Raw genomic sequence first — 26,559 nt, 5'->3', positions numbered from 1 at the left:
GCCACGCTAAAGCCGCTTTTTTGCCCACAATATAAATTCTTGTTTCACCAGAGCTTTGCTGTAAAGCCAGCCCTGACCGTACTGCACGCCATGATCACGTAACCAGCTTTCCTGATTTGCGGTCTCAATACCTTCCGCCACCATTTCCAGCTTCAGCGTTTTGGCTATCTCGATAATATGCGGAGTCACGTTATTGTATTCCAGTGCATCCACGAACGATTTGTCTATCTTCAGAATATCCACATCCAGATCTTGTAAATAACTTAGGCTGGAGTAGCCGGTGCCAAAGTCATCAATGTAAATAGAATGCCCCGCCTGGCGGTATCTGGCGATAAACGGTGCACTGGTTTTCGGATCGGCAAATGCGCGTTCGGTCAGTTCCAGGGCGATTTGCGAAGGTTTGATCTGCCAGTGATTTACCTTCTGGCTTAACAGGGTTGGGAGGGTTTCTGATGTCAGGTTGTCTGACTCAAGATTGATGGATATATGCTGTTCTGGATGCTGGTGTAGCCATTTACCCAAATCGTCGAATACGCTTTCAATAATCAACTGAGTAAGTTGCTTTGACAGCCCGGTTTGCTCCGCCAGTCCGACGAAAATCTCCGGTGAGAGGAAACTCCCGTCAGCCTGTGGCCAACGGGCCAGCGCCTCGGCTCCGACCACTTTTCCGGTCCTGAGCGAAATAATCGGCTGATAATAAACTTTAATATCCCGATGACGGATAGCTTCCTGCAGCTGGTGACGAGGGGACTGTAAGCGACGAAAAATGCTCAGAATAAATGCGGCAGTTAACAGACCAATAATAATCCCCGCCGGGAGCCAGATAAGCGCCTGTCTGTGCCATATTTTTTGCAGAGGCAGTGTCGATGCCCAGCTTACGATAGTGATGCCTAATTCGGGGAAGGGGCGGGCATTATAGATAACGCCATTTTTTTCTAAGTGCGTAATGGCATTATCTATTTGAAGGTTATGCAAGATGTCTGGTGGGAGATTATCGCTACTGGCGACGACCGTTTTGCGCGTGGTGCCAATTATGGCGACATCAATCGGCCATGAGCCAAACGGAATGACGTCAATGAAGGAATTGGGATCGATCATCACAACATAATGCTCGCTGCCTAATGCCGCCATAAAACGCTGGATGCCCAAATCGTTTTGGGTGGTTAACCATGCCTGGTAACCATCACGCGTGATTTTCATTGCCGGTGGGAATGCGGCAGCCCGACTCCTTTTCTCCAGGGAAGAGCATTGTGGAACGTTGTTCTTGAGATACAGCACTTCCTGAATATAACGGTAGCTGTATGACAATCGACGCATTTCCAGCAAATGTTCTTCTCCGCAAGGTACTCCCTGAAAAGTTTCAATTTTGCGTAATGCTTTTTTCGCCTGATCGCCGACTCTTTCCGTACGTAAAGCGACCCTGTTGGTGAAGGAGTCAAGTTCATCAATAAATTTCGTTTCGACCTGACGATGCGCCAGCCACAGGCTTAAACCAACAGGCGCAAGGATGGACAGAATAAGCACACCTGTCATCAGACCTATCAGATATCGTGTTGTCACAGTGATGTCCTTATTAACACAGCGTATGGAAAGTATATCTGAAAGCCAAAAAAGCTATTCGATGGGTATCATATATTTAGGGCCATTTATCATCTTGTTAATTACCCATAGTACAAATCAGGTTGAGATATGTACGGGAGTGGTGTATTTTTTTAGTTATGTTATAACGTAACAATTTGAGGTAATCATGAAACCGGATATCCATCCTTTTTATCGTACCGTGGTGTTTCACGACACCAGTGCCAATGAGTACTTTAAGGTTGGTTCGACCATTAAAACAGAACGTGAGATTGAGTTTGAGGGCCAGGTGTACCCATACGTTACCCTTGATATCTCTTCTAAGTCTCACCCGTACTATACCGGAAAACAAAAAACCTTCGATAACGAAGGTAGCGCGGCGCGTTTCCAGAAACGTTTTGGCCATTTCATTGGCGCTAAGCGAGGTTAAGATGCAGGTACTCAATTCACTTCGTAGTGCAAAACAACGACATCCTGACTGCCAGATTGTCAAACGCAAAGGGCGCTTGTACGTCATCTGCAAAACGAATCCGCGATTTAAAGCGGTACAGGGTCGGAAGAAAAGACTTTAGTTATTTTGCCAACATCACTGGGACTCAAGTGCGTGCCATTCGGGTACGCACTTTTTTTATTAGCGATTACTGACTGGTCTGTGCACGGGTCAGGGTGAAGATGTCGTAGAAAGAGAGTTCGCCTTTACGTGTCATCATTTTTTGCAGTTGTGCTTTATGCTCACTATCTACCCGAGGAGAGTGCAGTATGGTATCGATGAGTGAGGATGGAACAAAACGTGTGTTGTACCATTCGCCGTTATAGCAGACTCTGAAATCCAGTACGTCAATATCCTCAAAGCGATAACGCGGTGCCACGTCAAAAAAGAAAAAACCATTCAGTATTACGAACAGTACCACCAGCAACCATACTGAATCGACCAGTGTTTCTGATTGCAGCATAACCGCCAGCGTAGCAAACCAGGCAATATACATGCCGATAAATAACCCAGGATGTTTGCGAATGAAGCTGATGCTAAAGCGCGGTCTGTTGTCGCGCTTCTCGCGAATATTTAAGTCGTCGATTGTTTCGGTAAGCAGGCGCTGTATTTCTGTCATTTCTTGCCTTCGTGATGTCTTCAATAATCAGGAGGGATCGGCCTATTTTAAGAGGGGATCCTGTCTGAAAAAAGTAACAGATTAACCACAATTTAGCATAACAGTTACATTTCTGTTCACAGCGTTTTGATGACCCGCGCAGGATTACCCCCAACTACGGTATTTGCCGGGACGCTTTTGGTTACTACGGCACCTGATGCAACAACGACGTTGTCACCCAGAGTTACGCCAGGATTTATCACGGCTCGCCCACCTATCCAGACGTTATTCCCGATAGTCACCGGTTTTCCCAGTTCCTTACCACTGTTGCGCTCATCGGCATCCAGCGAGTGGGTTGCGGTATAGATATGGACTCCCGGTGCAAGCATACAGTTATTGCCAATATGGATCGGGCAGACATCAAGCATGACGCAGTCGAAATTGGCATAGAATTCTTTGCCGAGGTAGATGTTATAGCCGTAATCGCAACGAAATGTAGGTTCGATATAAGCTCCCTCGCTTTGACCCAACAGGTCATGCAGAATAGCCTGCCGCTTATGTTGTTCATCGGGGGCGGTGAAATTATATCGATGGATCAGTTGGCGTGCGCGAAGCCGATCTTTGCGTAAAGTATCGTCTGCCGGGCGATACAATTCGCCGGCGATCATCTTTTGCTTTTCCTCACTCATTGCGCATTTTCCTGTTTGCTGATGGTTAATCTCAGTACACTAAAACGCAATGCAATTAAGGGGAACGTTCCCGGTACTTCTGTGTGATCACTGTCACATGATTAGAGTTAAGTAATAGTTAGAAACGAGAAAACGGTCAGTCAGACAAACAAATGTACCGCTATACCTGACTTAACCTCGTGAGCAATTAGCGAATGAATTTCCAAACGGAAGTTGGGATCTTGTCGTACAGCTTATTCATGGTCAATTCAGCAAGACGATGATCTGCTGCTGAGTAAAATACAGCCAGTTCATTGTCAGACAATTCATATTTATTTTTCTCAATAACGCGTTCAAGTGTGTCTATTGTCTGGCAGCGTCGCAGGCGCATCAAATAATCAGTTTTAGTTAATGGTTTATCGGACATAACTCTTACCTATGATTGTAATAATTTTTAACAAGACAAACTTACAGGATTAGCCCTGGTGGCATTGACAAAACAGCGAAACAACCGATTACCGGACTTTCGCCATTTCTGTAGATCCTGCGTATTAATACCATAACTGCTGAACAACATAAAAGTGTCATCCAGGTATTCATCAATCTGAGCGATCAGCTTATTGTCCTCATTGTACTTAATTTTATAATTAAGTGCGAAGGTTGCAATATGCTCTATCAGTTCATTGAGCTGCAAGCTGGTTGCTGAAGTCGGGTCATTAACCCAACCATGGTTGCTTTGTTCAAGGTTTGCAAGACAGTCATGATACAGGGTTTCACAGAGAAATTTAAGCTGTGCGATATCATGTCTTTTGGGTGAGTATTCATCCATAACGCATCCCCTTCTTAGAGGCTTAACTAACCGAACACCTTTCGGGATGGATACAACAAACTACTTGGAACTTGCCCGCGACTCCTGATGGTTTAACTATAATCTACTCTAAAAAAGATTTCATCGTCGTATCACGAAAAATTACATTTACGGCAAATTATGATGCAGTTCCATTTTTACACTTTAACTGATAAATACAGGTATTCGAAATGGAACAATTTCTTTATTGTTCGGGCAATCATCAGGTTATCTTGTTTAGGTTTAGCAACAAAAGGCAACAGTCTACAATGCAATGAGTGACTAGGATTAATCTTAATATTTATTAAAGTAAATAAGAAACCTCAGGATTCTTTAAGAATAGCCTTTAAGCCTACAGGGATTATATCGCTTATTTACCTTACAGAAAATAAACGAAATCACAATAAGCTCAATTTATGATTTTTTCAAAAAAAAGGCCGCTTGCGCGGCCTTATCTTTAGCAATGAATCAATGATGATCAACCGGGTGGCTGTGTTCAACATCTTCATTCTTGCGGCTAAAGCGGCGGCGGACCACCACAAAGAACACCGGAACGAAGAAGATAGCCAACACGGTTGCAGTGACCATCCCGCCCATTACACCTGTACCAACGGCGTTCTGCGCGCCACTACCCGCGCCAGAGCTGATAACCAGCGGCATAACACCCAGAATAAAGGCCAGTGACGTCATCAGGATCGGACGTAAACGCATACGAACAGCATCCAGCGTCGCCTCAACCAGACCTTTACCCTCTTTATCCATCAAGTCTTTGGCGAATTCGACGATAAGTATCGCGTTCTTCGCCGACAACCCAATGGTTGTGAGCAGGCCTACCTGGAAGTAAACGTCGTTGGTTAAGCCGCGCAAAGTCGCTGCCAGCAACGCACCGATAACCCCCAGTGGAACCACCAGCATAACAGAGAACGGAATTGACCAGCTCTCATACAGCGCCGCCAGACACAGGAAGACGACAATCAGTGAAATGGCATACAGGGCAGGGGCCTGGTTGCCAGACAGTCGTTCCTGGTAGGACATACCAGTCCAGTCATAACCGATACCGGATGGCAATTTGCTGGCCAGTTGCTCCATCATCGCCATAGCTTCACCCGTACTTTTACCTGGTGCGGCCTGGCCCAGAATTTCCATGGAAGGCAGACCGTTATAGCGTTCCAGACGCGGCGAGCCATATTCCCAACGCGAGGAAGAGAACGCGGAGAACGGTACCATTTGTCCATCGCTACCGCGGACATACCAGTTTCCAATATCTTCCGGCAACATACGGTATTTGGCTTCAGACATGACGTAAACTTTCTTCACACGACCACGGTCGATGAAGTCATTCACGTAGCTTCCGCCCCATGCTGCACCCAGTGTTGTATTAATATCACTAATGGAGACACCCAGAGCCTGCGCTTTTTCCTGATCGATATCGATCTTGAATTGCGGAGTATCTTCCAGACCGTTAGGACGTACGCCAACTAACAGATCAGGATGTTTCGCCACTTCACCGAACAGCTGGTTACGAGCCTGGGTCAGTTTTTCATGGCCCAGTCCGGCCTGGTCAATTAACTGAAAGTCAAAGCCTGTTGCTGTACCCAGCTCAACAATCGCCGGCAGGTTAAAGGCAAAGACCATTGCGTCTTGAATTTTCGAGAATGCCGCCATCGCACGACTTGTAATCGCTTCGACCTTATTCTCTTCGCCTGGACGTTCACTCCAGTCTTTCAATGACACGAACGCAATACCGGTGTTCTGACCACGTCCCGCAAAACCGAAGCCGTTAACGGCAAAGACCGATTCAACGTTCGCTTTTTCTTTGGTCAGATAGTAATCCGTCATTTCGTCCAGCACTTTCTGGGTACGCTCTTGCGTTGCACCCGCAGGCAACTGAGCCATGGACAGGAATACCCCCTGGTCTTCATCCGGCAAGAAGGAGCTTGGCAGACGAACGAACAGATAGGCCATGCCCACCACGATGATCAGATACAGCGCCAGATAACGACCCGTGCTGCGCAGAATGCCGCCTACACTGTCGGTATAGTGGTTCGTGCTCTTGTCGAACATGCGGTTGAACCAACCGAAGAAACCTTTCTTGCCTTCTCCGTGATCGCCCTTAGCAATCGGTTTGAGCATGGTTGCGCAAAGAGCAGGGGTCAGGATCAGTGCCACCAGTACCGACAACGCCATCGCAGAAACAATGGTGATGGAGAACTGACGGTAAATCGCCCCGGTAGAGCCACCGAAGAATGCCATCGGAATAAATACCGCTGACAGCACCATCGCGATACCCACCAGTGCGCCCTGAATCTGGCCCATTGATTTACGCGTCGCTTCTTTTGGCGGTAGTCCTTCCTCGGACATGACACGTTCAACGTTCTCGACCACAACGATGGCATCATCCACCAGCAGGCCGATGGCGAGCACCATCCCGAACATCGTCAGGGTATTTATCGAGAAGCCGAAAATGGCAAGGACCGCAAAGGTACCCAACAATACGACCGGTACGGCAATAGTCGGAATCAACGTCGCGCGGAAGTTCTGCAGGAACAGATACATAACCAGGAACACGAGGATGATTGCTTCTGCCAGTGTTTTCACTACTTCGTGAATAGAGATTTTTACGAACGGTGTAGTGTCATACGGGTAAACAATTTTCAGGCCTGACGGGAAGAACGGTTCCATCTTCACCAGTTCAGCGCGAATAGCCGCAGCAGTATCCAGAGCGTTCGCACCGGTTGCCAGTTTGATACCCAAACCAGACGCAGGTTTACCGTTGAACTTCGCAATGATGTCGTAGTTTTCACCGCCCAGCTCAATCTTCGCTACATCGCGCAGACGAACCTGGGAACCGTCCTGGTTCACTTTCAGCAGAATTTTGCCAAACTCATCGGTAGAGGTCAGACGCGTTTGAGCAATAATAGAGGCGTTCAGTTGCTGGCCTTTCACCGGTGGCGTACCACCAAGCTGACCGGCTGCAACCTGGGCGTTCTGTGCTTTAATCGCGGTAATCACATCAACCGGCGTAAGCTGGTATTTGTTCAGCTCAGTCGGATCCATCCAGATACGCATTGCGTACTGAGAACCGAACAGCTGTACGTCACCAACACCCGAGGTACGGCTGATAGCGTCTTTCATGTTAGCGGCGACGTAATCCGAAATATCTTCCTGCGTCATCGTGCCGTTGGTGTTGATAACACCAACAACCATCAGGAAGCTACTGGATGACTTCTCAACGCTAACCCCTTGCTGTTGTACTTCCTGAGGCAGCAACGGCATCGCCAACTGCAGTTTGTTCTGCACCTGTACCTGGGCGATATCCGCATCAGTACCAGACTGGAAGGTGAGGGTGATCTGCACGGTACCCGTGGAGTCACTGTTTGAGGACATGTACATCAGGTTATCGATACCGTTCATATTCTGTTCGATAACCTGCGTAACAGTATCCTGTACTGTTTTTGCATCAGCGCCAGGGTAGGTCGCGGAGATCGTCACTGCAGGTGGTGCAATAGTAGGATATTGCGCCACCGGCAATTTGAGGATCGCGAGCCCCCCTGCCAACATGATGATTATGGCGATCACCCACGCAAATATGGGGCGATCGATAAAGAAATTAGGCATGTCTTAACGGCTCCTGTTTAAGTTAAGACTTGGACTGTTCAGGCTGGTTACCGCTTGCGGCTTGCTGGTTATTATCAGCGGTGACTTCCTGCGCTTTTACCTGTGCGCCAGGACGTACTTTTTGCAGCCCACTTACAATCACGCGGTCGCCCGGCTTAAGTCCTTCAGTGACCAGCCATTTATTGCCAATCGCTTGTGCTGCCACAATTTGGCGGGTTTCCACTTTGTCATCCGCACCGATAACTAATGCGCTGGCATCACCACGCGGCGTACGGGTAACGCCCTGCTGAGGTACAAGTAATGCGGTCGGATTGGTCCCTTCTTCCAGACGTGCACGGACAAACATACCCGGCAGTAAGGTGTGATCCGGGTTAGGGAAGATTGCGCGTAACGTAATCGACCCGGTGGTTTGATCAACCGTCACGTCAGAAAACTCCAGCGTACCGGACTGCGGGAATTTAATTCCGTCGCTGGTGACCAGTTCGACTTTTGCTTTACCGTTCTCTTGTTTCAGCGTGCCATTCGCCAGCTCTTGTTTCAGGCGCAGGAAATCGTTGCTTGACTGCGTCACGTCGACATAGATTGGATCCAACTGCTGAACGGTTGCCAGTGCGGTCGCCTGACCGTTTTGCACCAGAGCACCTTCAGTGACCGATGACTTACCAATGCGGCCGCTGATTGGCGATGTGACTTTGGTATAGGCCAGATTGATACGAGCAGTTTCTACTGCCGCTTTAGCTGCAACAACGGCGGCATTCGCCTGTTGTGCATCTGCCTGCGCGCTATCGTAATCCTGTTGACTGATGTACTTGGTACCCAACAATTTCTGATAACGTTTAACCGTCAGCTGAGCGATATTTGCCGCTGCTTGTGCTTTGGCCAGATCGCCTTTTGCGCTTTCATACGCGGCCTGGTAAGTAGCAGGATCAATCTGATAGAGAGACACACCCGCTTCGATGTCACCACCTTCTGTGAAATTACGCTTCAGGATAATGCCGCTGACCTGAGGGCGAACTTCCGCAATGCGGTAAGCACTGGTGCGACCCGGGAGTTCAGTTGTGATCTGTAGAGGTTCAGTTTTGAGCGTCACAACTCCAACTTCTGGCATCTGCTGGCCCCCTTGTTGGGCCTGTTTGTCGTCACATCCTGTTAGCGCTAAGCTGCCTGAGAGCATCAGAACGACTGCCAGAGGCGTTAACCCTCTGTTTTTGTTCATATGTAAACCTCGAGTGTCCGATTTCAAATTGATCAATGGCTTAAAGCCCATAAACCCATTGCTGCGTTTATATTATCGTCGTGCTATGGTACATACATTCACAAATGTATGTAAATCTAACGCCTGTAAATTCACCGACATATGGCACGAAAAACCAAACAACAAGCGCAGGAAACACGTCAGCACATTCTGGATGTCGCTCTGCGTCTGTTTTCGCAACAAGGGGTATCATCCACCTCGCTCGCGGAGATCGCAAAAGCTGCTGGCGTCACTCGCGGTGCAATCTATTGGCATTTCAAAAACAAGTCGGATTTATTCAGTGAAATCTGGGATCTGGCAAAACCCAATATTGATGAACTAGAGACTGAGTATCAGGCAAAATTCCCCGACGATCCACTATCAGTATTAAGAGAAATTTTAGTTTACGTTCTTGAAGCTACCGTGACAGAAGAACGCCGGCGTTTATTGATGGAGATTATATTCCACAAATGCGAATTTGTCGGGGAAATAGCTGCTTTTCAAATGGCGCAACGCAGCCTGTGTCTTGAAAACTATGACCGTATTGAACAAACGTTACGTCACTGTATGAACGCAAAAATGTTGCCAGAGAATCTGAACACGCGCCGTGTAGCGGTCTTAATGCGCAGCTACCTTTCCGGGATTATAGAAAACTGGTTGTTCGCCCCGGAATCTTTTGACCTGAAAAAAAACGCACGTGAATACGTCGCAGTGCTGCTGGAAATGTGCCTTCTTTGCCCAACGCTGCGAGTGCCGGAAACAAGCTAACCCCTCGATTTCAGTCCAGGAATTTTCCTGGACATTTTCCCTGGCGCTATTCTGTCTGTCAGCGCCGTGATATTCTAGCCGCTTGACTATTTTCGGTCACTTTCCGGTTAGAAACGTTCATTCTCATGACTATGTTGCAGCTTTATAAACGCTCAAAGCATCTTATTGCTATTACCACTTTATTCTTCATTATTTTGCTGTCTTGTCAGTCATCCGCATTTGCGCGAGCGCAACAGAATGGTGAACTGCCGACGAAAGCGGATATCCAGAGCCAACTGGATGCGCTGAGTAAGCAAAAAGATCTTTCCGCGCAGGATAAACTGGTTCAGCAGGATCTTATCGAGACCCTCGCCACGCTGGATAAGATTGACCGCGTGAAGGATGAGACCGTTCAGCTTCGCCAGAAAGTTGCCCAGGCGCCAGAGAAAATGCGCCAGGCGACGGAGGCGTTAAATTCGCTCAGTGATGTCGATAATGACGATGAAACGCGAAAAACGCTGAGCACGCTCTCTTTACGACAACTTGAAACACGCGTCGCTCAGGTGCTGGATGACCTGCAAAGCTCGCAAAACGATCTGGCGGCTTACAACAGCCAACTGGTCTCGTTGCAGACGCAGCCTGAGCGTGTACAAAATGCGATGTACACCGCATCACAGCAAATGCAGCAAATCCGCAATCGCCTGGATGGTACCAACGTCGGTGAAGCGGCATTACGCCCCAGCCAGCAGGTTCTGCTGCAGGCGCAGCAAGCGCTACTCAATGCGCAGATCGATCAGCAGCGTAAAAGTCTGGAAGGCAACACGGTTTTGCAGGACACCTTGCAGAAACAACGTGATTATGTGACAGCCAACAGCAACCGACTTGAACATCAGTTACAGCTCCTGCAGGAAGCGGTGAACAGCAAACGGCTGACGCTCACCGAAAAGACGGCGCAGGAAGCGGTAACGCCCGATGAAGCTGAACGTATCCAGACCAATCCGCTAGTCAAACAAGAACTTGAGGTCAACCATCAGCTAAGCCAGCGTCTGATTTCCGCCACCGAAAACGGCAATGCGCTGATGCAGCAAAATATCAAGGTCAAAAACTGGCTTGATCGGGCGATGCAGTCTGAACGCAACATTAAAGAACAAATTGCTGTTCTGAAAGGTAGTCTGCTGCTGTCGCGTATTCTGTATCAACAACAGCAAACATTACCCTCAGCGGATGAACTTGCTGATATGACCAATCGGATCGCCGATTTGCGTCTGGAACAATTCGAGGTTAACCAGCAGCGTGACGCGTTGTTTCAGAATGACGCTTTTGTCGCCAAACTGGAGGAAGGGCACACCAGCGAAGTGAACACTGAAGTTCATGATGCCTTGCTCCAGGTCGTGGATATGCGCCGTGAGCTGCTGGACCAACTGAATAAGCAATTGGGTAATCAGCTGATGATGGCCATTAACCTGCAGATTAACCAGCAGCAGTTAATGAGCGTATCGAAAAATCTGAAAGGGATCCTGACCCAGCAAATCTTTTGGGTTAACAGTAACCGTCCGATGGACTGGGACTGGATCAAAGCCTTCCCTCAAACGTTAAAAGATCAGTTCAAGTCGATGAAAATCACGGTGAACTGGGAGAAAGCCTGGCCAGCGGTATTTATTGCTTTTCTGGCGGGGCTACCGCTGTTGTTGATTGCCGGACTAATTCGCTGGCGTTTGAAATGGTTGAAAGCGTACCAGGAAAAACTCGCTGCTGCGGTAGGTAACTTGCGTAATGACAGTCAGCTCAATACGCCAAAAGCGATACTGATTGATCTGATTAGAGCGTTACCTGCATGCCTGATTATCCTTGCCGTTGGTCTGATCCTGCTTACCATGCAACTGAACGTCAGCGATCTGTTGTGGGCATTCAGTAAGAAGATGGCTATTTTCTGGCTGGTGTTTGGTTTGTGCTGGAAAGTACTGGAAAAAGATGGCGTGGCGATCCGCCACTTCGGTATGCCTGCGAAACAGACCAGCCACTGGCGTCGCCAGATTGTGCGCATTAGTCTGGCATTATTGCCGCTGAACTTCTGGTCAGTGGTTGCTGAACTCTCGCCGCTTAATCTGATGGACGACGTTCTCGGACAGGTCGTCATTTTCCTGAACCTGTTGCTGATCGCCTTCCTTGTATGGCCAATGTGTCGCGAAAGCTGGCGTGATAAAGAGTCGCATGGTCTGCGCCTGGTCACTATTACCGTGCTGTCGATTATCCCGATTGCGTTAATGGTGCTGACGGCTACCGGTTATTTCTATACCACGCTGCGCCTGTCTGGGCGCTGGATTGAAACGGTCTATCTGGTCATTGTCTGGAACCTGCTGTATCAGACTGTACTGCGTGGGCTGAGCGTGGCCGCACGTCGCATTGCCTGGCGCCGTGCATTAGCGCGCCGTCAGAACCTGGTAAAAGAAGGGGCCGAAGGCGCTGAACCGCAGGAAGAACCGACCATTGCGCTGGAGCAGGTTAACCAGCAAACGCTGCGTATTACTATGCTACTGATGGTTGCTCTGTTTGGCGTTCTGTTCTGGGCAATTTGGTCCGATCTGATCACCGTGTTCAGCTACCTCGACAGCATCACGCTCTGGCATTACAACGGTACAGAGGCCGGGGCCGCAGTCGTGAAAGATGTCACCATGGGCAGCCTGCTGTTTGCGATAATTGCGTCAATGGTGGCATGGGCGCTGATCCGCAACTTGCCCGGACTGTTAGAAGTGTTAGTGCTCTCACGACTCAAAATGCGTCAGGGCGCATCTTATGCCATCACTACGATCCTCAATTACGCAATCATTGCTATCGGCGCGATGACGGTGTTCGGATCGCTCGGGGTGTCGTGGGATAAACTACAGTGGCTGGCTGCGGCCTTGTCGGTCGGTCTCGGTTTTGGCTTGCAGGAGATCTTCGGTAACTTTGTCTCGGGCCTGATCATTCTGTTTGAACGCCCGGTCCGTATTGGCGATACGGTCACGATTGGGACGTTCTCTGGTACGGTAAGTAAGATTCGCATTCGTGCAACCACCATCACCGACTTTGATCGCAAAGAGGTGATCATTCCGAACAAAGCGTTTGTAACGGAACGTCTGATCAACTGGTCGCTCTCTGATACCACCACACGCCTGGTGATCCGTATTGGGGTTGCTTATGGCTCAGATCTGGACAAGGTGAAGAAGGTGCTGCTGCAGGCGGCGCAGGAACATCCGAAAGTGATGCATGATCCGGAACCGGCGGTGTTCTTTACCGCCTTTGGTGCCAGCACGCTGGATCATGAGCTGCGATTATATGTTCGTGAACTGCGCGATCGCAGCCATACGGTGGATGAACTTAACCGCGCGGTTGACCGTCTGTGCCGTGAAAACGATATTGATATCGCCTTTAACCAACTCGAAGTTCATCTGCATAACGCCAAAGGTGACACAGTGACTGAAGTTAAACGTGACTTCAAAGGTGATGACCCGACACCGGCTGTGGGGTGATAAGTAAACGCCTTATCTGGCCTACGAAGTGCAATAATTCTGGACTCGTAGGCCGATACCAACAGATTCAGCTCTTTTTATGATGCAGGGAGCTGCTGTATTTTCTTTTCGTAATCCCGCTTAACAATCTCCAGCGCTTTCAGTACGGTTTCAGGCGCAACCTGATGCTCTTCCAGAAGCATAATTAAATCGACAGCCAGTTTGATGTCGTCCGGGGCGTTCTCAAGTGACATAATTTCTCCGGGGTTAACGGGTTAAACGCGCCAGCACGTTTTCTATTCTTTCCAGCGCATGACGACAGCGCGCCAGACGCGCTTCGAAAGCTTCCACTTCACGATGCAGTTTTTGCTGTTCTTCAAAGCCTGTAGCCTGAGCCAGACGCTCTTTGCGTTCACGCGTCATCTCGATCAGACGGCGCTCAAACTCCTGGTGCTGGACGCGCTTGCGCTGCCAGCGAGCGAGCCCAGGGGAGGCACTGTCCCACTCCCTGAGCGACCAGGTAGCAGTTTCGCGCATAATAGCCTCTAACTGTGAGGCAAGGTGTTCCGCAAGCCAGGTAATTTGTGGTAGTTGTTGCTGTTCAACCGCGTGGCGCAGTGCGATGAGATTCGCGCTAGCTTCATCCAGACAGGCCTGCAACAGCGTACTGCGCGTGCGAAAAAGATGGCGATCAAAACGGGCGCTGAGTGTTGCGTGGTGCGCCAGTGGTGCGCAAAGTTGTTGCAGGCTGTTGAACTGGCTTTCGAGCTTCTGTAACAGCATGACGGTTTTCACGATAACACTCCGATGAAAATGAGAACTGTTATGCTAAAGTAGCGATTCTCTGTGTTAAGTACTTAAACTATGCAACGCATTATTCTAATCATCATTGGCTGGATAGCGGTAGTGCTGGGAACGCTGGGTGTGGTATTGCCATTATTGCCCACTACGCCGTTTATCCTGCTGGCTGCCTGGTGTTTTGCCCGCTCATCGCCGCGTTTTCACGACTGGCTGCTCTACCGTTCATGGTTCGGCGGCTATCTGCGCCACTGGCAAAAACACCGTGCGATGCCTCCGGGGGCAAAGCCGCGCGCTATATTGTTGATATTGGTTACATTTGGCATCTCGCTGTGGCTGGTTAATATGATGTGGGTGCGTGGATTACTGTTGGTTATTCTCGCCTGTTTATTGATTTTCATGTGGCGGATACCGGTGATTGATGAAAAGCAACAAAAGCACTGAAGCGCAATAATGCCAGTTGCAATTGTCTCACGCAGCCAGTAAATTTGACCGTTTTCGAGCACAGGCGCAGGCGGTCAAAGGTTAAACAAATGTAACCTTTGCTCTTATATAGACACAAAATCATTCAAGTTGCGTCGAAACGGCAACTGAATGAATCCCCGAAGCTTACATCAGTAAGTGCCTGGGATGAATGAAGGCAGCCAACAAAGAGGCAGCTTGAAGGATAAAGTGTATAGTGCGCCGTGAAGCAATACTGTATTAATCAGGCACAAACTTATGACCGCGACTGCACAGCAGCTTGAGTTTCTCAAAAATAGCATCAAAAGCATCAACGACTACCCAAAACCTGGCATTCTTTTTCGTGATGTCACCAGCTTGCTGGAAGACCCGAAAGCGTATGCACTCAGCATTGAACTGTTAGTTGAACGCTACAAAAATGCGGGCATTACTAAAGTTGTCGGCACCGAAGCGCGTGGCTTCCTGTTTGGCGCACCGGTAGCGTTGGGGTTAGGCGTTGGTTTTGTACCCGTACGTAAACCGCGTAAGCTTCCACGTGAAGTGATTGCTGAGAGCTATGAGCTTGAATACGGCACCGATCAGCTGGAAATCCATGTTGATGCCATCAAGCCGGGTGACAAAGTACTGGTAGTGGACGATTTGCTGGCAACCGGCGGAACAATTGAAGCAACAGTGAAGCTGATCCGTCGTCTGGGTGGTGAAGTCACCGATGCGGCTTTTATCATCAACCTGTTCGATCTGGGCGGTGAACAGCGCCTGGAAAAACAGGGATTGACCTGCTACAGCCTGGTTCCGTTCCCGGGACACTGATTTCGGACGATCTTTTATCGGCCAAAGTAATACCGAGACACACAACCTCGCCGTCTGCGCGAGGTTGTGTTAGCATTACCCCCTTGTGAATCCACCCTCCAGCCTTTCAGAGCCTGCCAATGAGTTATCAGGTCTTAGCCCGAAAATGGCGCCCACAAACCTTTGCTGACGTCGTCGGCCAGGAACATGTGCTGACGGCACTGGCGAACGGCTTGTCGTTAGGGCGTATTCATCATGCTTATCTTTTTTCCGGCACCCGTGGCGTCGGAAAAACCTCTATCGCCCGTCTGCTGGCGAAGGGACTCAACTGTGAAACCGGCATTACCGCTACACCTTGCGGTGTGTGTGACAACTGTCGTGAAATTGAGCAGGGGCGTTTTGTCGATTTGATTGAAATTGACGCCGCGTCTCGTACTAAGGTCGAAGACACTCGCGATCTGCTGGATAACGTTCAGTATGCGCCGGCGCGTGGCCGCTTTAAGGTCTATTTGATCGATGAAGTGCACATGCTGTCGCGCCACAGTTTTAATGCGCTACTTAAAACGCTCGAAGAACCGCCTGCACACGTTAAGTTCCTGCTGGCGACTACCGATCCGCAGAAGTTGCCGGTTACTATTCTGTCTCGCTGCCTGCAATTCCACCTTAAAGCGCTGGATGTCGAACAAATTCGCCATCAGCTTGAACATATCCTCAATGAGGAAAACATCACCCACGAACCACGCGCACTGCAGCTGTTATCTCGTGCTGCAGACGGTAGCCTGCGCGATGCGCTGAGTCTGACCGATCAGGCGATTGCCAGCGGTGATGGGCAGGTCACGACTCAGGCAGTGAGCGCGATGCTCGGCACGCTTGATGACGACCAGGCGCTTTCTCTGGTTGAAGCTGTTGTGGCAGGGAATGGCGAGCGTGTTATGGCGCTGGTGAATGATGCCGCCGCTCGCGGAATTGAATGGGAAACGTTGCTGGTTGAGATGTTGACCCTGCTTCACCGTATTGCGATGGTTCAGCTATCGCCTGCGGCATTGAGCAGCGATATGGCTGCCATTGAACAGCGTATGCGTGATCTGGCACGCACTGTACCGCCGACCGATGTGCAGCTTTACTACCAGACCCTGTTAATCGGGCGCAAAGAGCTTCCGTATGCGCCGGACAGACGAATGGGTGTAGAAATGACGCTGCTGCGTTCGTTAGCTTTTCATCCGCGAGTTCCGTTACCGGAACCTGAAGTACCGCAACAGTCATTTGCGCCCGCTGCACCTACCGCGGTGATGACACCGACGCAGGTCCCTGTACAGCAGTCTGCACCTGCACCTGCACATTCGGATGTACCGTTATCTGACGCTACCAGCCGGGTTCTTGCCGCGCGCAACCAACTGCAGCGAGCTCAGGGAGCAACCAAAACAAAAAAGAGTGAACCGGCAGCCGCTCCCCGCGCGCGGCCGGTGAATAATGCTGCGCTGGAAAGACTGGCTTCGGTGTCGGAACGTGTTCAGGCTCGTCCGGCAGCGTCTGCGCTGGAGCAGACTCCGGCGAAAAAAGAAGCCTATCGCTGGAAAGCAACCAATCCGGTAGCAGAAGTAAAAGAGGTTGTTGCCACACCGAAAGCGTTGAAAAAAGCGCTGGAGCATGAAAAAACGCCGGAGCTGGCCGCTAAGCTGGCAGCAGAAGCGATTGAGCGCGACCCCTGGGCCGCGCAGGTTAGCCAGCTTTCGCTACCCAAGCTGGTAGAGCAGGTGGCGCTTAATGCCTGGAAAGAAGAGAATGGCAATGTCGTTTGCCTGCACTTGCGTTCCACGCAGCGGCACCTCAATTCCAGTGGCGCACAGCAGAAACTTACGGAAGCATTGAGCGCCTTAATGGGCTCAGCAGTTGAATTGACCATCGTTGAAGATGATAATCCTGCGGTGCGAACGCCGCTGGAGTGGCGTCAGGCCATTTATGAAGAGAAACTCGCGCAGGCGCGTGAGTCGATTATTGCGGATAATAACATTCAGACGCTGCGTCGTTTTTTTGATGCGGACCTGGACGAAGAGAGTATTCGCCCCATTTGATCGTAAGCCATATCTCATGGTTTTATGGTCGTCATCCCTTAACGTGATTGAGAGAGAAGCCTATGTTTGGTAAAGGCGGTCTGGGTAACCTGATGAAACAGGCCCAGCAGATGCAAGAAAAAATGCAGCAGATGCAGGAAGAAGTCGCCAAGCTGGAAGTGACTGGCGAATCAGGCGCAGGTCTGGTTAAAGTGACCATCAATGGCGCGCACAACTGCCGTCGCGTGGAAATCGATCCTAGCCTGCTGGAAGACGACAAAGAGATGCTGGAAGATCTGGTTGCTGCGGCATTCAATGATGCGGCACGTCGCATTGAAGAGACCCAGAAAGAGAAAATGGCCTCTGTTTCTTCCGGTATGCAACTGCCTCCTGGCTTTAAGATGCCGTTCTGATGCAAACCAGCCCGCTGTTAACTCAGCTTATGGAAGCACTGCGCTGTCTGCCGGGCGTAGGCCCGAAGTCAGCGCAGCGCATGGCGTTCACGCTGCTACAGCGCGATCGCAGCGGCGGGATGCGTCTGGCGCAAGCGTTAACGAAGGCGATGTCGGAAATCGGTCACTGTGCTGATTGCCGCACCTTCACAGAGCAAGAAGTATGTAGCATCTGCGCGAATCCGCGTCGCAAGGAAAATGGTCAAATTTGCGTGGTTGAGAGTCCGGCGGACATCTATGCCATTGAGCAAACAGGGCAATTTTCCGGGCGTTATTTCGTGCTGATGGGACACCTGTCGCCGCTGGATGGTATCGGGCCTGATGATATCGGGCTTGACCGTCTGGAACAGCGTCTGGCGTCTGAGCAAATCAATGAAGTTATCCTTGCGACCAATCCGACGGTCGAAGGAGAGGCTACCGCCAACTATATTGCCGAGCTTTGCATGCAGTATGACGTTGAAGCCAGCCGTATCGCTCATGGCGTACCGGTAGGCGGCGAGCTGGAAATGGTTGACGGCACTACGTTGTCCCATTCTCTTGCCGGACGGCATAAGATTCGTTTTTAATCAATCGGGAGCAAAAATTTTTGCTCCCGCTTGAAATACCCCTCCGCTATCCCCATCTCCCTCTCAACGCTTTTTTACCTTGTAATTGGCATTGAGGTATTTTCGACATGAAAGGACAAGAAACTCGTGGTTTTCAGTCAGAAGTAAAACAGCTTCTGCACCTGATGATCCATTCTCTGTATTCCAATAAAGAAATCTTCCTGCGTGAGCTTATCTCTAACGCCTCTGATGCGGCAGACAAGCTGCGTTTTCGCGCGCTGTCTAACCCGGACCTGTATGAAGGTGACGGCGAACTGCGTGTGCGTGTCTCCTTCGATAAAGATAAGCGTACGTTGACCATTGCCGATAACGGCGTGGGGATGAACCGTGATGACGTTATCGATCATCTGGGGACCATTGCTAAATCCGGTACCAAGTCTTTCCTCGAATCCATGGGATCCGATCAGGCTAAAGACAGCCAACTGATCGGCCAGTTCGGGGTGGGCTTCTACTCTGCATTTATTGTTGCTGACAAAGTTACCGTGCGGACCCGTGCGGCGGGCGACAAACCGGAAAACGGCGTGTTTTGGGAATCTGCTGGCGAAGGCGAGTATACCGTTGCGGACATTACCAAAGACGATCGCGGTACGGAAATCACTCTGCACCTGCGTGAAGGTGAAGATGAATTCCTTGATGACTGGCGCGTGCGCTCCATCATCAGCAAATATTCCGACCATATCGCACTGCCGGTAGAGATTGAGAAACAGGAAGAGAAAGACGGTGAAACCGTCGTTTCCTGGGAGAAAATCAACAAGGCGCAGGCGCTGTGGACGCGTAACAAGTCGGAAATCAAAGACGACGAGTACAACGAGTTCTACAAGCATATCGCGCACGATTTCACTGACCCACTGACCTGGAGCCACAACCGTGTGGAAGGTAAGCAGGAGTACACCAGCCTGCTGTATATCCCGTCTCAGGCGCCGTGGGATATGTGGAACCGCGATCATAAACACGGTCTGAAGCTGTACGTCCAGCGTGTATTTATCATGGACGACGCTGAGCAGTTCATGCCGAACTACCTGCGTTTTGTGCGCGGTCTGATAGATTCCAACGATCTGCCGCTCAACGTTTCCCGTGAGATCCTGCAGGACAGCAGCGTCACCCGTAACCTGCGCAGTGCGCTGACCAAGCGTGTGCTGCAAATGCTGGAAAAACTGGCGAAAGACGATGCAGAAAAATACCAGACCTTCTGGAAACAGTTTGGCCTGGTACTGAAAGAAGGTCCGGCGGAAGATCACGCCAATCAGGAAACTATCGCTAAACTGATGCGCTTCGCGTCCACACATACCGATTCCTCTGCACAAACGGTGTCGCTGGAAGACTATGTGTCACGCATGAAAGAAGGGCAGGAGAAAATCTACTACATCACTGCAGACAGCTATGCGGCAGCGAAGAGCAGCCCGCACCTGGAACTGCTGCGTAAGAAAGGCATCGAAGTCCTGCTGCTTTCTGACCGCATCGATGAGTGGATGATGAACTACCTGACCGAGTTCGACGGTAAAGCGTTCCAGTCTGTGGCTAAAGCTGACGAGTCCATCGACAAGCTGGCGGACGAAGTTGACGAATCGGCAAAAGAGGCGGAAAAAGCGCTGACGCCGTTCGTTGAGCGCGTGAAAACTCTGCTGGGCGATCGTGTAAAAGAAGTGCGTCTGACGCACCGTCTGACCGACACTCCGGCGATTGTCACTACCGACGCGGACGAAATGAGCACTCAGATGGCGAAATTGTTTGCCGCTGCGGGCCAGGCTGTACCGGAAGTGAAATATATCTTTGAACTCAATCCGGATCACGTGCTGGTAAAACGCACGGCAGATACCCAGGACGAAGCACAGTTTAAAGAGTGGGTTGAACTGTTGCTGGATCAGGCGCTGTTCGCTGAGCGCGGCACGCTGGAAGATCCTAACCAGTTTATCCGTCGTATGAATCAGCTGCTGGTTTCCTGATAGCTGTTCTTTAGTGCCGGATGGCGATTATCCGGCACAATGCCGAGTATTTTTGTAAGCCGGATTAAGGTGCGAGCACCTTAATCCGGCTTTTTACCTTCTGAAACCGCTCTTTTCTTAATTTTCCCGCCATTAACCGTTTCAGCGGCAAGCACCTTTCTTGAGCCAATTGCGTGATGGTGGTATCGTTTAGCGCTTTTTAAAAATATCGACAACCTTTAAGGGGATTTTCGTAATGCGTATCATTCTGCTTGGCGCTCCGGGCGCGGGTAAAGGAACTCAGGCTCAGTTCATCATGGAGAAGTACGGTATTCCGCAGATCTCCACCGGTGACATGCTGCGTGCTGCCGTGAAATCTGGCTCCGAGCTGGGCAAACAAGCGAAAGACATCATGGATGCCGGTAAACTGGTAACTGATGAGCTGGTGATCGCGCTGGTAAAAGAGCGTATCGCTCAGGAAGACTGCCGCAATGGTTTCCTGCTGGACGGCTTCCCGCGCACTATTCCGCAGGCTGACGCCATGAAAGAAGCGGGTATTGTTGTTGATTACGTTCTGGAATTCGCTGTACCGGACGAACTGATCGTTGACCGTATCGTAGGTCGTCGCGTTCATGCGGCCTCTGGTCGTGTCTATCACATCAAATTCAACCCGCCTAAAGTTGAAGGTAAAGACGACGTGACCGGCGATGAGCTGACCACCCGTAAAGATGACCAGGAAGAGACTGTGCGTAAGCGTCTGGTTGAATATCATCAGATGACTGCTCCGCTGATTGGTTACTACCAGAAAGAAGCGGAAGCGGGTAATACTAAATATGCGAAAGTAGACGGTACTCAGGCTGTTGCCGCCGTTCGCGCTTCTCTTGAAAAAATCCTCGGTTAAGTTTTACTGCAGTCAGTGCCGGATGGCGGTGTGAACACCTTATCCGGCCTACCGTTTTCGTGTAGGCCCGATAAACGTAGCGCCATCAGGCATATTCTTATTTTACCTCTTACAGCAATTAGTTCTTCTTCCTCGCTTTTCCGCTACAATTATCAACAATTTGAATCGATAAGAGGCGGTAATGCGTCAGACGAAAACCGGTATCCTGCTGGCTAATCTTGGCACCCCCGATGCCCCAACCCCCGAAGCCGTTAAACGCTATCTGCGTCAGTTTTTAAGCGATAAACGCGTGGTCGATACTTCCCGCCTGTTATGGTGGCCATTGTTGCGCGGTGTGATCCTGCCGCTGCGCGCGCCGCGCGTGGCAAAGTTGTACCAGTCCATCTGGATGGAAGATGGCTCGCCGTTGATGGTATACAGCAGGGCGCAGCAGCAGGCTCTGGCTGCACAGTTGCCGGATACCCCCGTTGCCCTGGGTATGAGCTACGGTTCCCCCTCGCTGGAAAGTGCAGTAGATGAACTGCTGGCGAATGGGGTCGAGCACATCGTAGTTTTAACGCTTTACCCGCAATATTCCTGCTCTACGGTGGCGGCGGTGTGGGACGAACTGGCGCGAATTTTAGCGCGTAAGCGGGGCATTCCCGGTATCTCCTTTATTCGCGATTATGCCGATGACAGCGCCTATATTGATGCGCTGGCTAAAAGCGCCCGTGACTCGTTTGCACGACATGGCGAACCCGATTTGCTGCTGCTTTCATACCACGGTATTCCGCAACGTTACGCCGATGAAGGTGATGATTATCCGCAACGCTGTCGCGACACCACGCGTGAGCTGGTGTCGGCCCTCGGTATGGCGCCGGAAAAAGTGATGATGACTTTCCAGTCCCGTTTTGGCCGGGAGCCGTGGCTGACGCCCTACACCGACGAAACGCTAAAAATGCTGGCGGAGAAAGGTACCGGTCATATCCAGGTTATGTGTCCGGGATTTGCGGCAGATTGTCTCGAAACGCTGGAGGAGATCGCGGTGCAAAACCGGGAAATATTCCTCGAGGCAGGTGGTAAAAAATATGAGTATATTCCGGCGTTGAATGCCGCACCGGAACATATCGAGATGATGCTGAAACTGACTGAAGCGTACCGCTAAAGCTGCGCCCTATAGAAATGCGCGCCATCCTGCAGGGCATCGTCGGCGGTTTTCATCATCCGCGAATAGTGCAGGAAGGCGTGCAGCATGCCGGGGTACATTTTGTACTGACAAGGCTGCTGGTGCGCCTGTAGCGTCTGATAGAGTAACCGACTGTCGTCGATCAGCGGATCGAACTCCGCACCTGCGATAAAACATGGCGGCACGTCGCGCGTCAGCTCATTGTTAAACAGGCAATAATAGGGTGATTCACGATCTTCAGTGCTACGCAGATACGCGTTCTCGTACATCTCCAGATCCTGATGAGTTAAGCCATCCCACTCTCCCCCCATCAGCCGGCGGCTAAGTGAATCGCGTAAACCGTAAAGCCCGTACCACAGCAGCACGCCTGTCACCTTGCCACATTCTATCTGCTTATCACGCAACCATAGTGCACTGGCGAGCGCCAGCATTGCGCCGGCAGAATCACCAGCAAAACCGATGTTACTCACATTAAGTGAGTACTCACGGGCGTGAAGATGGAAGTACTGACACACGGCGACAATTTCTTCGATGGCCTGCGGGAAGCGAGCCTCCGGTGACAGCGAATAGTCGATACCAATCACGGTACACTGGGTGTAGTGCGCCAGCAGACGCATAATGCGATCGTGTGTGTCGAGATTGCCAAGTATAAAACCCCCGCCATGCAGGTAGTACAGCGTGGCCTTGCTATAGGACTGCGGCGAATAGATGCGTGTGGTAACGGGGCTTTGTGCGGTAGAAATGACACACTCTCTGGTACTCATTTGTGGGCCATCGGCATTCCAGAACTGCCGTTCATGGATATAATGCTGACGTTGGGCCACAAAATCATCGGCGGCGGGCCACGGCGGCAGGTCATCACGATGAAAATTCACCACGGCTTTCATTTCGTCTGAAATTCTGTCAAGTACGGGGATCTTGTTATCTGGCTTCATAAAACGCTCCTTGTGAAGGGTGATTTATTGTAGAAACTGATGCCGGATAAACTGAGATCTCACCGTCTGATATTGAAACTTATGCCTCATCGCATGCGCAGTCAGGAATGTGCTACCATGCACCGCTTAGTTAACCACCCGTAAAATCGACCATGAAATTTCCCGGTAAACGTAAATCCAAACACTATTTTCCTGTCAACGCGCGCGATCCGTTGCTGCAACAAATTCAAACTGAAAACGAGACCAGCGCAGCCTGGGTGGTCGGTATTGATCAAACGCTGGTGGATATTGAAGCCAGAGTTGATGACGACTTTGTGAAACGTTATGGATTAAGCGCCGGGCATTCTCTGGTGATTGGTGATGATGTCGCAGAAGCGCTCTACCAGGAGCTGGTACGTGAAAATTTGATCACCCATCAGTTTGCAGGTGGAACCATCGGCAACACTATGCACAACTATTCGGTGCTGGCGGATGATCGCTCAGTACTGCTGGGCGTCATGTGCAGCAATATCGAAATTGGCAGCTACGCGTATCGCTATTTATGCAATACCTCCAGCCGCACAGATTTGAACTACCTCCAGGGTGTTGATGGCCCTATCGGTCGCTGCTTCACTCTGATTGGCGAATCCGGTGAGCGTACCTTTGCAATAAGCCCCGGGCATATGAATAAGCTGCGTGCGGATAGCATTCCTGAATCAGTGATTGCCGGTGCTTCTGCGCTGGTGCTGACATCGTATCTGGTGCGCTGTGAGCCGGGTGAGCCGATGCCGGAAGCAACCATGAAGGCGATTGAGTTTGCTAAAAAGCACAATGTTCCGGTGGTACTGACCCTGGGAACGAAATTCGTTATTGCTGATAACCCGCAATGGTGGCAGGAATTCCTGAAAGAGAATGTCTCAATTCTGGCTATGAATGAAGAAGAGGCTGAGGCGCTGACCGGTGAAAATGATCCGCTACTGGCTTCTGACAAGGCGCTGGACTGGGTGGATCTGGTGCTGTGTACTGCGGGACCCGTGGGGCTGTATATGGCCGGCTTCACGGAAGATGAGGTCAAACGCAAAACTCAGCATCCGCTGCTGCCGGGGGCCATTGCCGAATTCAATCAGTACGAGTTCAGCCGCGCGATGCGCTATAAAGATTGTACGAATCCGCTGCGCGTTTATTCGCACATTGCGCCGTACATGGGCGGGCCGGAAAAAATTATGAACACCAACGGGGCTGGTGATGGTGCATTGGCGGCATTGCTGCATGATATTACCGCCAACAGCTACCACCGCAGCAATGTACCGAACTCGAGTAAACACAAATACACCTGGCTGACTTATTCATCGTTAGCTCAGGTATGTAAATATGCTAATCGCGTGAGTTATCAGGTGCTGAATCAGCATTCTCCGCGCCTGACGCGGGGTCTGCCTGAACGTGAAGACAGCCTCGAAGAGTCTTACTGGGATCGTTAATCGAAGGGCCCGGTAGCGTTGAGTTTACCGGGCCTGCGTGTTTAACTGACTGGCATCCGGAGCATTAACCCGTGACCATTTCACCGGCAGGCGGCGTTTCGATCAGTTCGAGCATCGTACGTGCAATTTCACGCTCGCCCATCACTACCTGATTGGCTCCGCGCTCGGTGATGTACTCTACTTCATCGTCATAATGTGCGCGGGCGATAATCTCAATCGTCGGGCATTTCTCACGCGATGAAGCGACAATTTCACCCGCTTCATAACCATTCGGGATCGTCAGCAACAGCCAGCGAGCACAATCCAGGTGCGCCAGATTCATAATCTCTTCGTTAGCAGCATTTCCGAGAACGGCGCGGATCCCTCGTGCACGAAGTTCATCCACGCGGGTACGAGAGGTTTCGATAACCACCAGAGGAATACCCGCTGCCATCAATTTGTCACCCAACAGACTGCCGACGCGGCCATAACCAACCAGCAGGGCATGATTACAGATATCGACCGGGATTTGTTTCTCTTCTTCGATAGCTTCTTCGAGTGTCTGCTCTTCCAGCGTTTCGGTTTTTGCGAGGTATTTTTCCAGCACGGCGAACAGTACCGGGTTGAGCATAATGGAGAGGATCGCCCCGGCCAACACCAGGTTTTGTCCGGCCTGCGGCAACAGGTTAAGCGCCATTCCCAGCCCTGCCAGGATAAAGGCGAATTCACCAATTTGCGCCAGGCTGGTGGCAATGGTTAATGCCGTGCGCTGTGAGTGACCAAACAGGCGTACCAGGAAGTATGCGGCAACCGATTTACCAAATATGATAATGGCCAGGGTACCCAGTACCGCCAGCGGCTGTTGGATCAGAACTAATGGGTCAAACAGCATCCCGACGGAAACAAAGAACAGCACAGCAAATGCATCGCGCAGCGGCAGGGTGTCGTGCGCCGCACGGTGGCTCAATTCAGATTCGTTCAATACCATCCCGGCGAAGAACGCACCAAGCGCAAAGGAGACATCAAACAGCTCCACGGCACCAAAAGCGATACCCAGGGCGAGAGCCAGTACTGATAAGGTGAACAGCTCACGTGAGCCTGTTGCGGCACTGCGGGCCATAATCCACGGCACCAGGCGACGGCCAACCAGCATCATAATCGCGATAAACGCCACTACTTTGCCGATGGTGATGCCCATATCTACGGCCAGCGAAGCAAAGCCGACATTGTCTTTTTCCAGCATTCCGGCGACGGCTGGCAGGAGAACCAGCGTCAGAACCATCATCAGATCTTCTACAATAAGCCAGCCGATGGCGATTTGCCCGCGCTGGCTGTCAATCAGTTGTCGTTCTTCAAGAGCACGCAGTAGCACCACGGTACTGGCGGTTGAAAGACACAGTCCAAAGACGATACCGACCATCAGCGACCAGCCCAGCACAGCTGAAAGCGCCATACCCAGCAGAGTCGCCACGGCTATCTGGGCGATCGCGCCGGGAATGGCGATGGACTTTACCGCCATCAAATCCTTCAAAGAAAAGTGCAGCCCGACGCCAAACATCAGCAAAATAACGCCAAGTTCCGCCAGCTCCGGCGCAAGCTTGGTATCAGCAACAAAACCAGGTGTAAATGGACCGGCCAGAACGCCCGCTAACAGATATCCCACCAGAGGAGAAATACGCAGTTTATTGGCAAGCATGCCGAATATAAAAGCGAGCACAAGGCCGCCAACAATGGTGGTGATAAGCGGGGTGGCGTGATGCATTCCGTCTCCTTTG

General features: G+C 50.8%; 24 protein-coding genes and 1 other annotated feature. Of the genes, 13 read left to right on the top strand and 11 right to left on the bottom strand.

All coding sequences use genetic code 11. The features are described from left to right. Positions 1 to 6: 6 nt before the first annotated feature. Positions 7 to 1,560 carry an EAL domain-containing protein gene (locus SK36_RS15625; RefSeq protein ID WP_048221937.1) on the bottom strand — a complete coding sequence of 518 codons (1,554 nt, stop codon included), beginning with the start codon at positions 1,558 to 1,560 and terminating at the stop codon, positions 7 to 9. Between the two features lie 187 nt (positions 1,561 to 1,747). Here SK36_RS15625 and SK36_RS15620 point away from each other — a divergent pair, with 187 nt between their 5' ends. Both SK36_RS15620 and ykgO read left to right on the top strand, forming a co-directional pair. Further along, the gene (locus SK36_RS15620; protein WP_045440619.1) at positions 1,748 to 2,008 is read left to right on the top strand and encodes a type B 50S ribosomal protein L31; all 261 of its coding nucleotides are present in this window, start codon (positions 1,748 to 1,750) and stop codon (positions 2,006 to 2,008) included. A 1-nt stretch (position 2,009) separates the two neighbouring features. Continuing rightward, entirely contained in the window at positions 2,010 to 2,150 is a 141-nt protein-coding gene (gene ykgO, locus SK36_RS23865; protein WP_075261793.1) for a type B 50S ribosomal protein L36, read from the top strand. Between the two features lie 66 nt (positions 2,151 to 2,216). Here the strand turns inward: ykgO and SK36_RS15615 are convergent, their stop codons facing one another. From SK36_RS15615 to acrA, 6 genes are all read right to left on the bottom strand, one after another. After that, positions 2,217 to 2,687: a YlaC family protein gene (locus SK36_RS15615; protein WP_045440622.1), complete on the bottom strand. Its 471-nt coding sequence runs from the start codon at positions 2,685 to 2,687 to the stop codon at positions 2,217 to 2,219. A gap of 116 nt (positions 2,688 to 2,803) precedes the next feature. After that, on the bottom strand, positions 2,804 to 3,355 hold the full coding sequence (gene maa, locus SK36_RS15610) for a maltose O-acetyltransferase (RefSeq protein ID WP_048221936.1): 552 nt from the start codon (positions 3,353 to 3,355) through the stop codon (positions 2,804 to 2,806). Between the two features lie 187 nt (positions 3,356 to 3,542). Continuing rightward, a complete protein-coding gene (locus SK36_RS15605) occupies positions 3,543 to 3,761 on the bottom strand; it encodes an HHA domain-containing protein (RefSeq protein ID WP_002892050.1) in 219 nt (72 codons plus the stop codon). Between the two features lie 27 nt (positions 3,762 to 3,788). Beyond that, positions 3,789 to 4,163, bottom strand: a complete 375-nt coding sequence (gene tomB / locus SK36_RS15600) for an Hha toxicity modulator TomB (protein ID WP_003021733.1) — start codon at positions 4,161 to 4,163, stop codon at positions 3,789 to 3,791. 486 nt (positions 4,164 to 4,649) lie between these two features. Beyond that, on the bottom strand, positions 4,650 to 7,799 hold the full coding sequence (gene acrB, locus SK36_RS15595) for an efflux RND transporter permease AcrB (protein ID WP_045440626.1): 3,150 nt from the start codon (positions 7,797 to 7,799) through the stop codon (positions 4,650 to 4,652). Between the two features lie 22 nt (positions 7,800 to 7,821). Then, complete coding sequence (acrA, locus tag SK36_RS15590; RefSeq protein ID WP_045440628.1) at positions 7,822 to 9,015, bottom strand: multidrug efflux RND transporter periplasmic adaptor subunit AcrA; 1,194 nt, start codon at positions 9,013 to 9,015, stop codon at positions 7,822 to 7,824. A gap of 141 nt (positions 9,016 to 9,156) precedes the next feature. On the opposite strand from acrA, the gene acrR reads away from it, so the two are divergent. Continuing rightward, the gene (gene acrR / locus SK36_RS15585; protein WP_048221935.1) at positions 9,157 to 9,801 is read left to right on the top strand and encodes a multidrug efflux transporter transcriptional repressor AcrR; all 645 of its coding nucleotides are present in this window, start codon (positions 9,157 to 9,159) and stop codon (positions 9,799 to 9,801) included. Positions 9,802 to 9,926: 125 nt separating this feature from the next. After that, on the top strand, positions 9,927 to 13,289 hold the full coding sequence (gene mscK / locus SK36_RS15580; protein WP_048221934.1) for a mechanosensitive channel MscK: 3,363 nt from the start codon (positions 9,927 to 9,929) through the stop codon (positions 13,287 to 13,289). Between the two features lie 77 nt (positions 13,290 to 13,366). Here mscK and rsmS read toward each other — a convergent pair whose 3' ends face one another. Continuing rightward, positions 13,367 to 13,522, bottom strand: coding sequence for a pleiotropic regulatory protein RsmS (gene rsmS / locus SK36_RS23860; RefSeq protein ID WP_071828900.1), 156 nt, complete (start codon positions 13,520 to 13,522; stop codon positions 13,367 to 13,369). Between the two features lie 13 nt (positions 13,523 to 13,535). After that, positions 13,536 to 14,063 (bottom strand): primosomal replication protein N'', encoded by a 528-nt coding sequence (priC, locus tag SK36_RS15575; protein ID WP_045440636.1) that lies wholly within the window; start codon positions 14,061 to 14,063, stop codon positions 13,536 to 13,538. Between the two features lie 69 nt (positions 14,064 to 14,132). Here priC and SK36_RS15570 point away from each other — a divergent pair, with 69 nt between their 5' ends. From SK36_RS15570 to hemH, 8 genes are all read left to right on the top strand, one after another. Then, positions 14,133 to 14,510, top strand: coding sequence for a DUF454 family protein (locus SK36_RS15570; RefSeq protein WP_048221933.1), 378 nt, complete (start codon positions 14,133 to 14,135; stop codon positions 14,508 to 14,510). Positions 14,511 to 14,786: 276 nt separating this feature from the next. Next, complete coding sequence (apt, locus tag SK36_RS15565) at positions 14,787 to 15,338, top strand: adenine phosphoribosyltransferase (protein WP_045440640.1); 552 nt, start codon at positions 14,787 to 14,789, stop codon at positions 15,336 to 15,338. A 119-nt stretch (positions 15,339 to 15,457) separates the two neighbouring features. After that, the gene (dnaX, locus tag SK36_RS15560; RefSeq protein ID WP_048221932.1) at positions 15,458 to 17,389 is read left to right on the top strand and encodes a DNA polymerase III subunit gamma/tau; all 1,932 of its coding nucleotides are present in this window, start codon (positions 15,458 to 15,460) and stop codon (positions 17,387 to 17,389) included. Next, positions 16,722 to 16,786: a sequence feature (DnaX frameshifting element), on the top strand. Its footprint overlaps the gene before it by 65 nt. Positions 17,390 to 17,451: 62 nt before the next feature. Then, entirely contained in the window at positions 17,452 to 17,781 is a 330-nt protein-coding gene (locus tag SK36_RS15555) for a YbaB/EbfC family nucleoid-associated protein (protein WP_003021764.1), read from the top strand. Then, on the top strand, positions 17,781 to 18,386 hold the full coding sequence (gene recR / locus SK36_RS15550; protein WP_045440647.1) for a recombination mediator RecR: 606 nt from the start codon (positions 17,781 to 17,783) through the stop codon (positions 18,384 to 18,386). The genes SK36_RS15555 and recR overlap by 1 nt, the downstream gene beginning before the upstream one ends. A gap of 107 nt (positions 18,387 to 18,493) precedes the next feature. Next, positions 18,494 to 20,368, top strand: a complete 1,875-nt coding sequence (gene htpG / locus SK36_RS15545) for a molecular chaperone HtpG (RefSeq protein WP_045440650.1) — start codon at positions 18,494 to 18,496, stop codon at positions 20,366 to 20,368. 235 nt (positions 20,369 to 20,603) lie between these two features. Continuing rightward, a complete protein-coding gene (adk, locus tag SK36_RS15540; RefSeq protein ID WP_045440652.1) occupies positions 20,604 to 21,248 on the top strand; it encodes an adenylate kinase in 645 nt (214 codons plus the stop codon). 181 nt (positions 21,249 to 21,429) lie between these two features. Beyond that, positions 21,430 to 22,392, top strand: a complete 963-nt coding sequence (gene hemH, locus SK36_RS15535) for a ferrochelatase (RefSeq protein WP_045440655.1) — start codon at positions 21,430 to 21,432, stop codon at positions 22,390 to 22,392. Here hemH and aes read toward each other — a convergent pair. Further along, entirely contained in the window at positions 22,389 to 23,348 is a 960-nt protein-coding gene (gene aes, locus SK36_RS15530) for an acetyl esterase (protein WP_048221931.1), read from the bottom strand. The genes hemH and aes overlap by 4 nt on opposite strands. A gap of 152 nt (positions 23,349 to 23,500) precedes the next feature. Between aes and SK36_RS15525 the strand changes: the two genes are divergently transcribed. Then, positions 23,501 to 24,805: an inosine/guanosine kinase gene (locus SK36_RS15525; RefSeq protein WP_045440663.1), complete on the top strand. Its 1,305-nt coding sequence runs from the start codon at positions 23,501 to 23,503 to the stop codon at positions 24,803 to 24,805. Between the two features lie 64 nt (positions 24,806 to 24,869). On the opposite strand, the gene ybaL is transcribed toward SK36_RS15525, so the two are convergent. Next, entirely contained in the window at positions 24,870 to 26,546 is a 1,677-nt protein-coding gene (gene ybaL, locus SK36_RS15520) for a YbaL family putative K(+) efflux transporter (RefSeq protein ID WP_045440666.1), read from the bottom strand. Between the last annotated feature and the right edge of the window lie 13 nt (positions 26,547 to 26,559).

Origin of the sequence: Citrobacter sp. MGH106 (genome assembly GCF_001037495.1) — a bacterium.
GTDB lineage: Bacteria > Pseudomonadota > Gammaproteobacteria > Enterobacterales > Enterobacteriaceae > Citrobacter > Citrobacter murliniae.
Note: the sequence above shows the minus strand (reverse complement) of the source record. Positions and strands in the feature narration are given on the sequence as shown.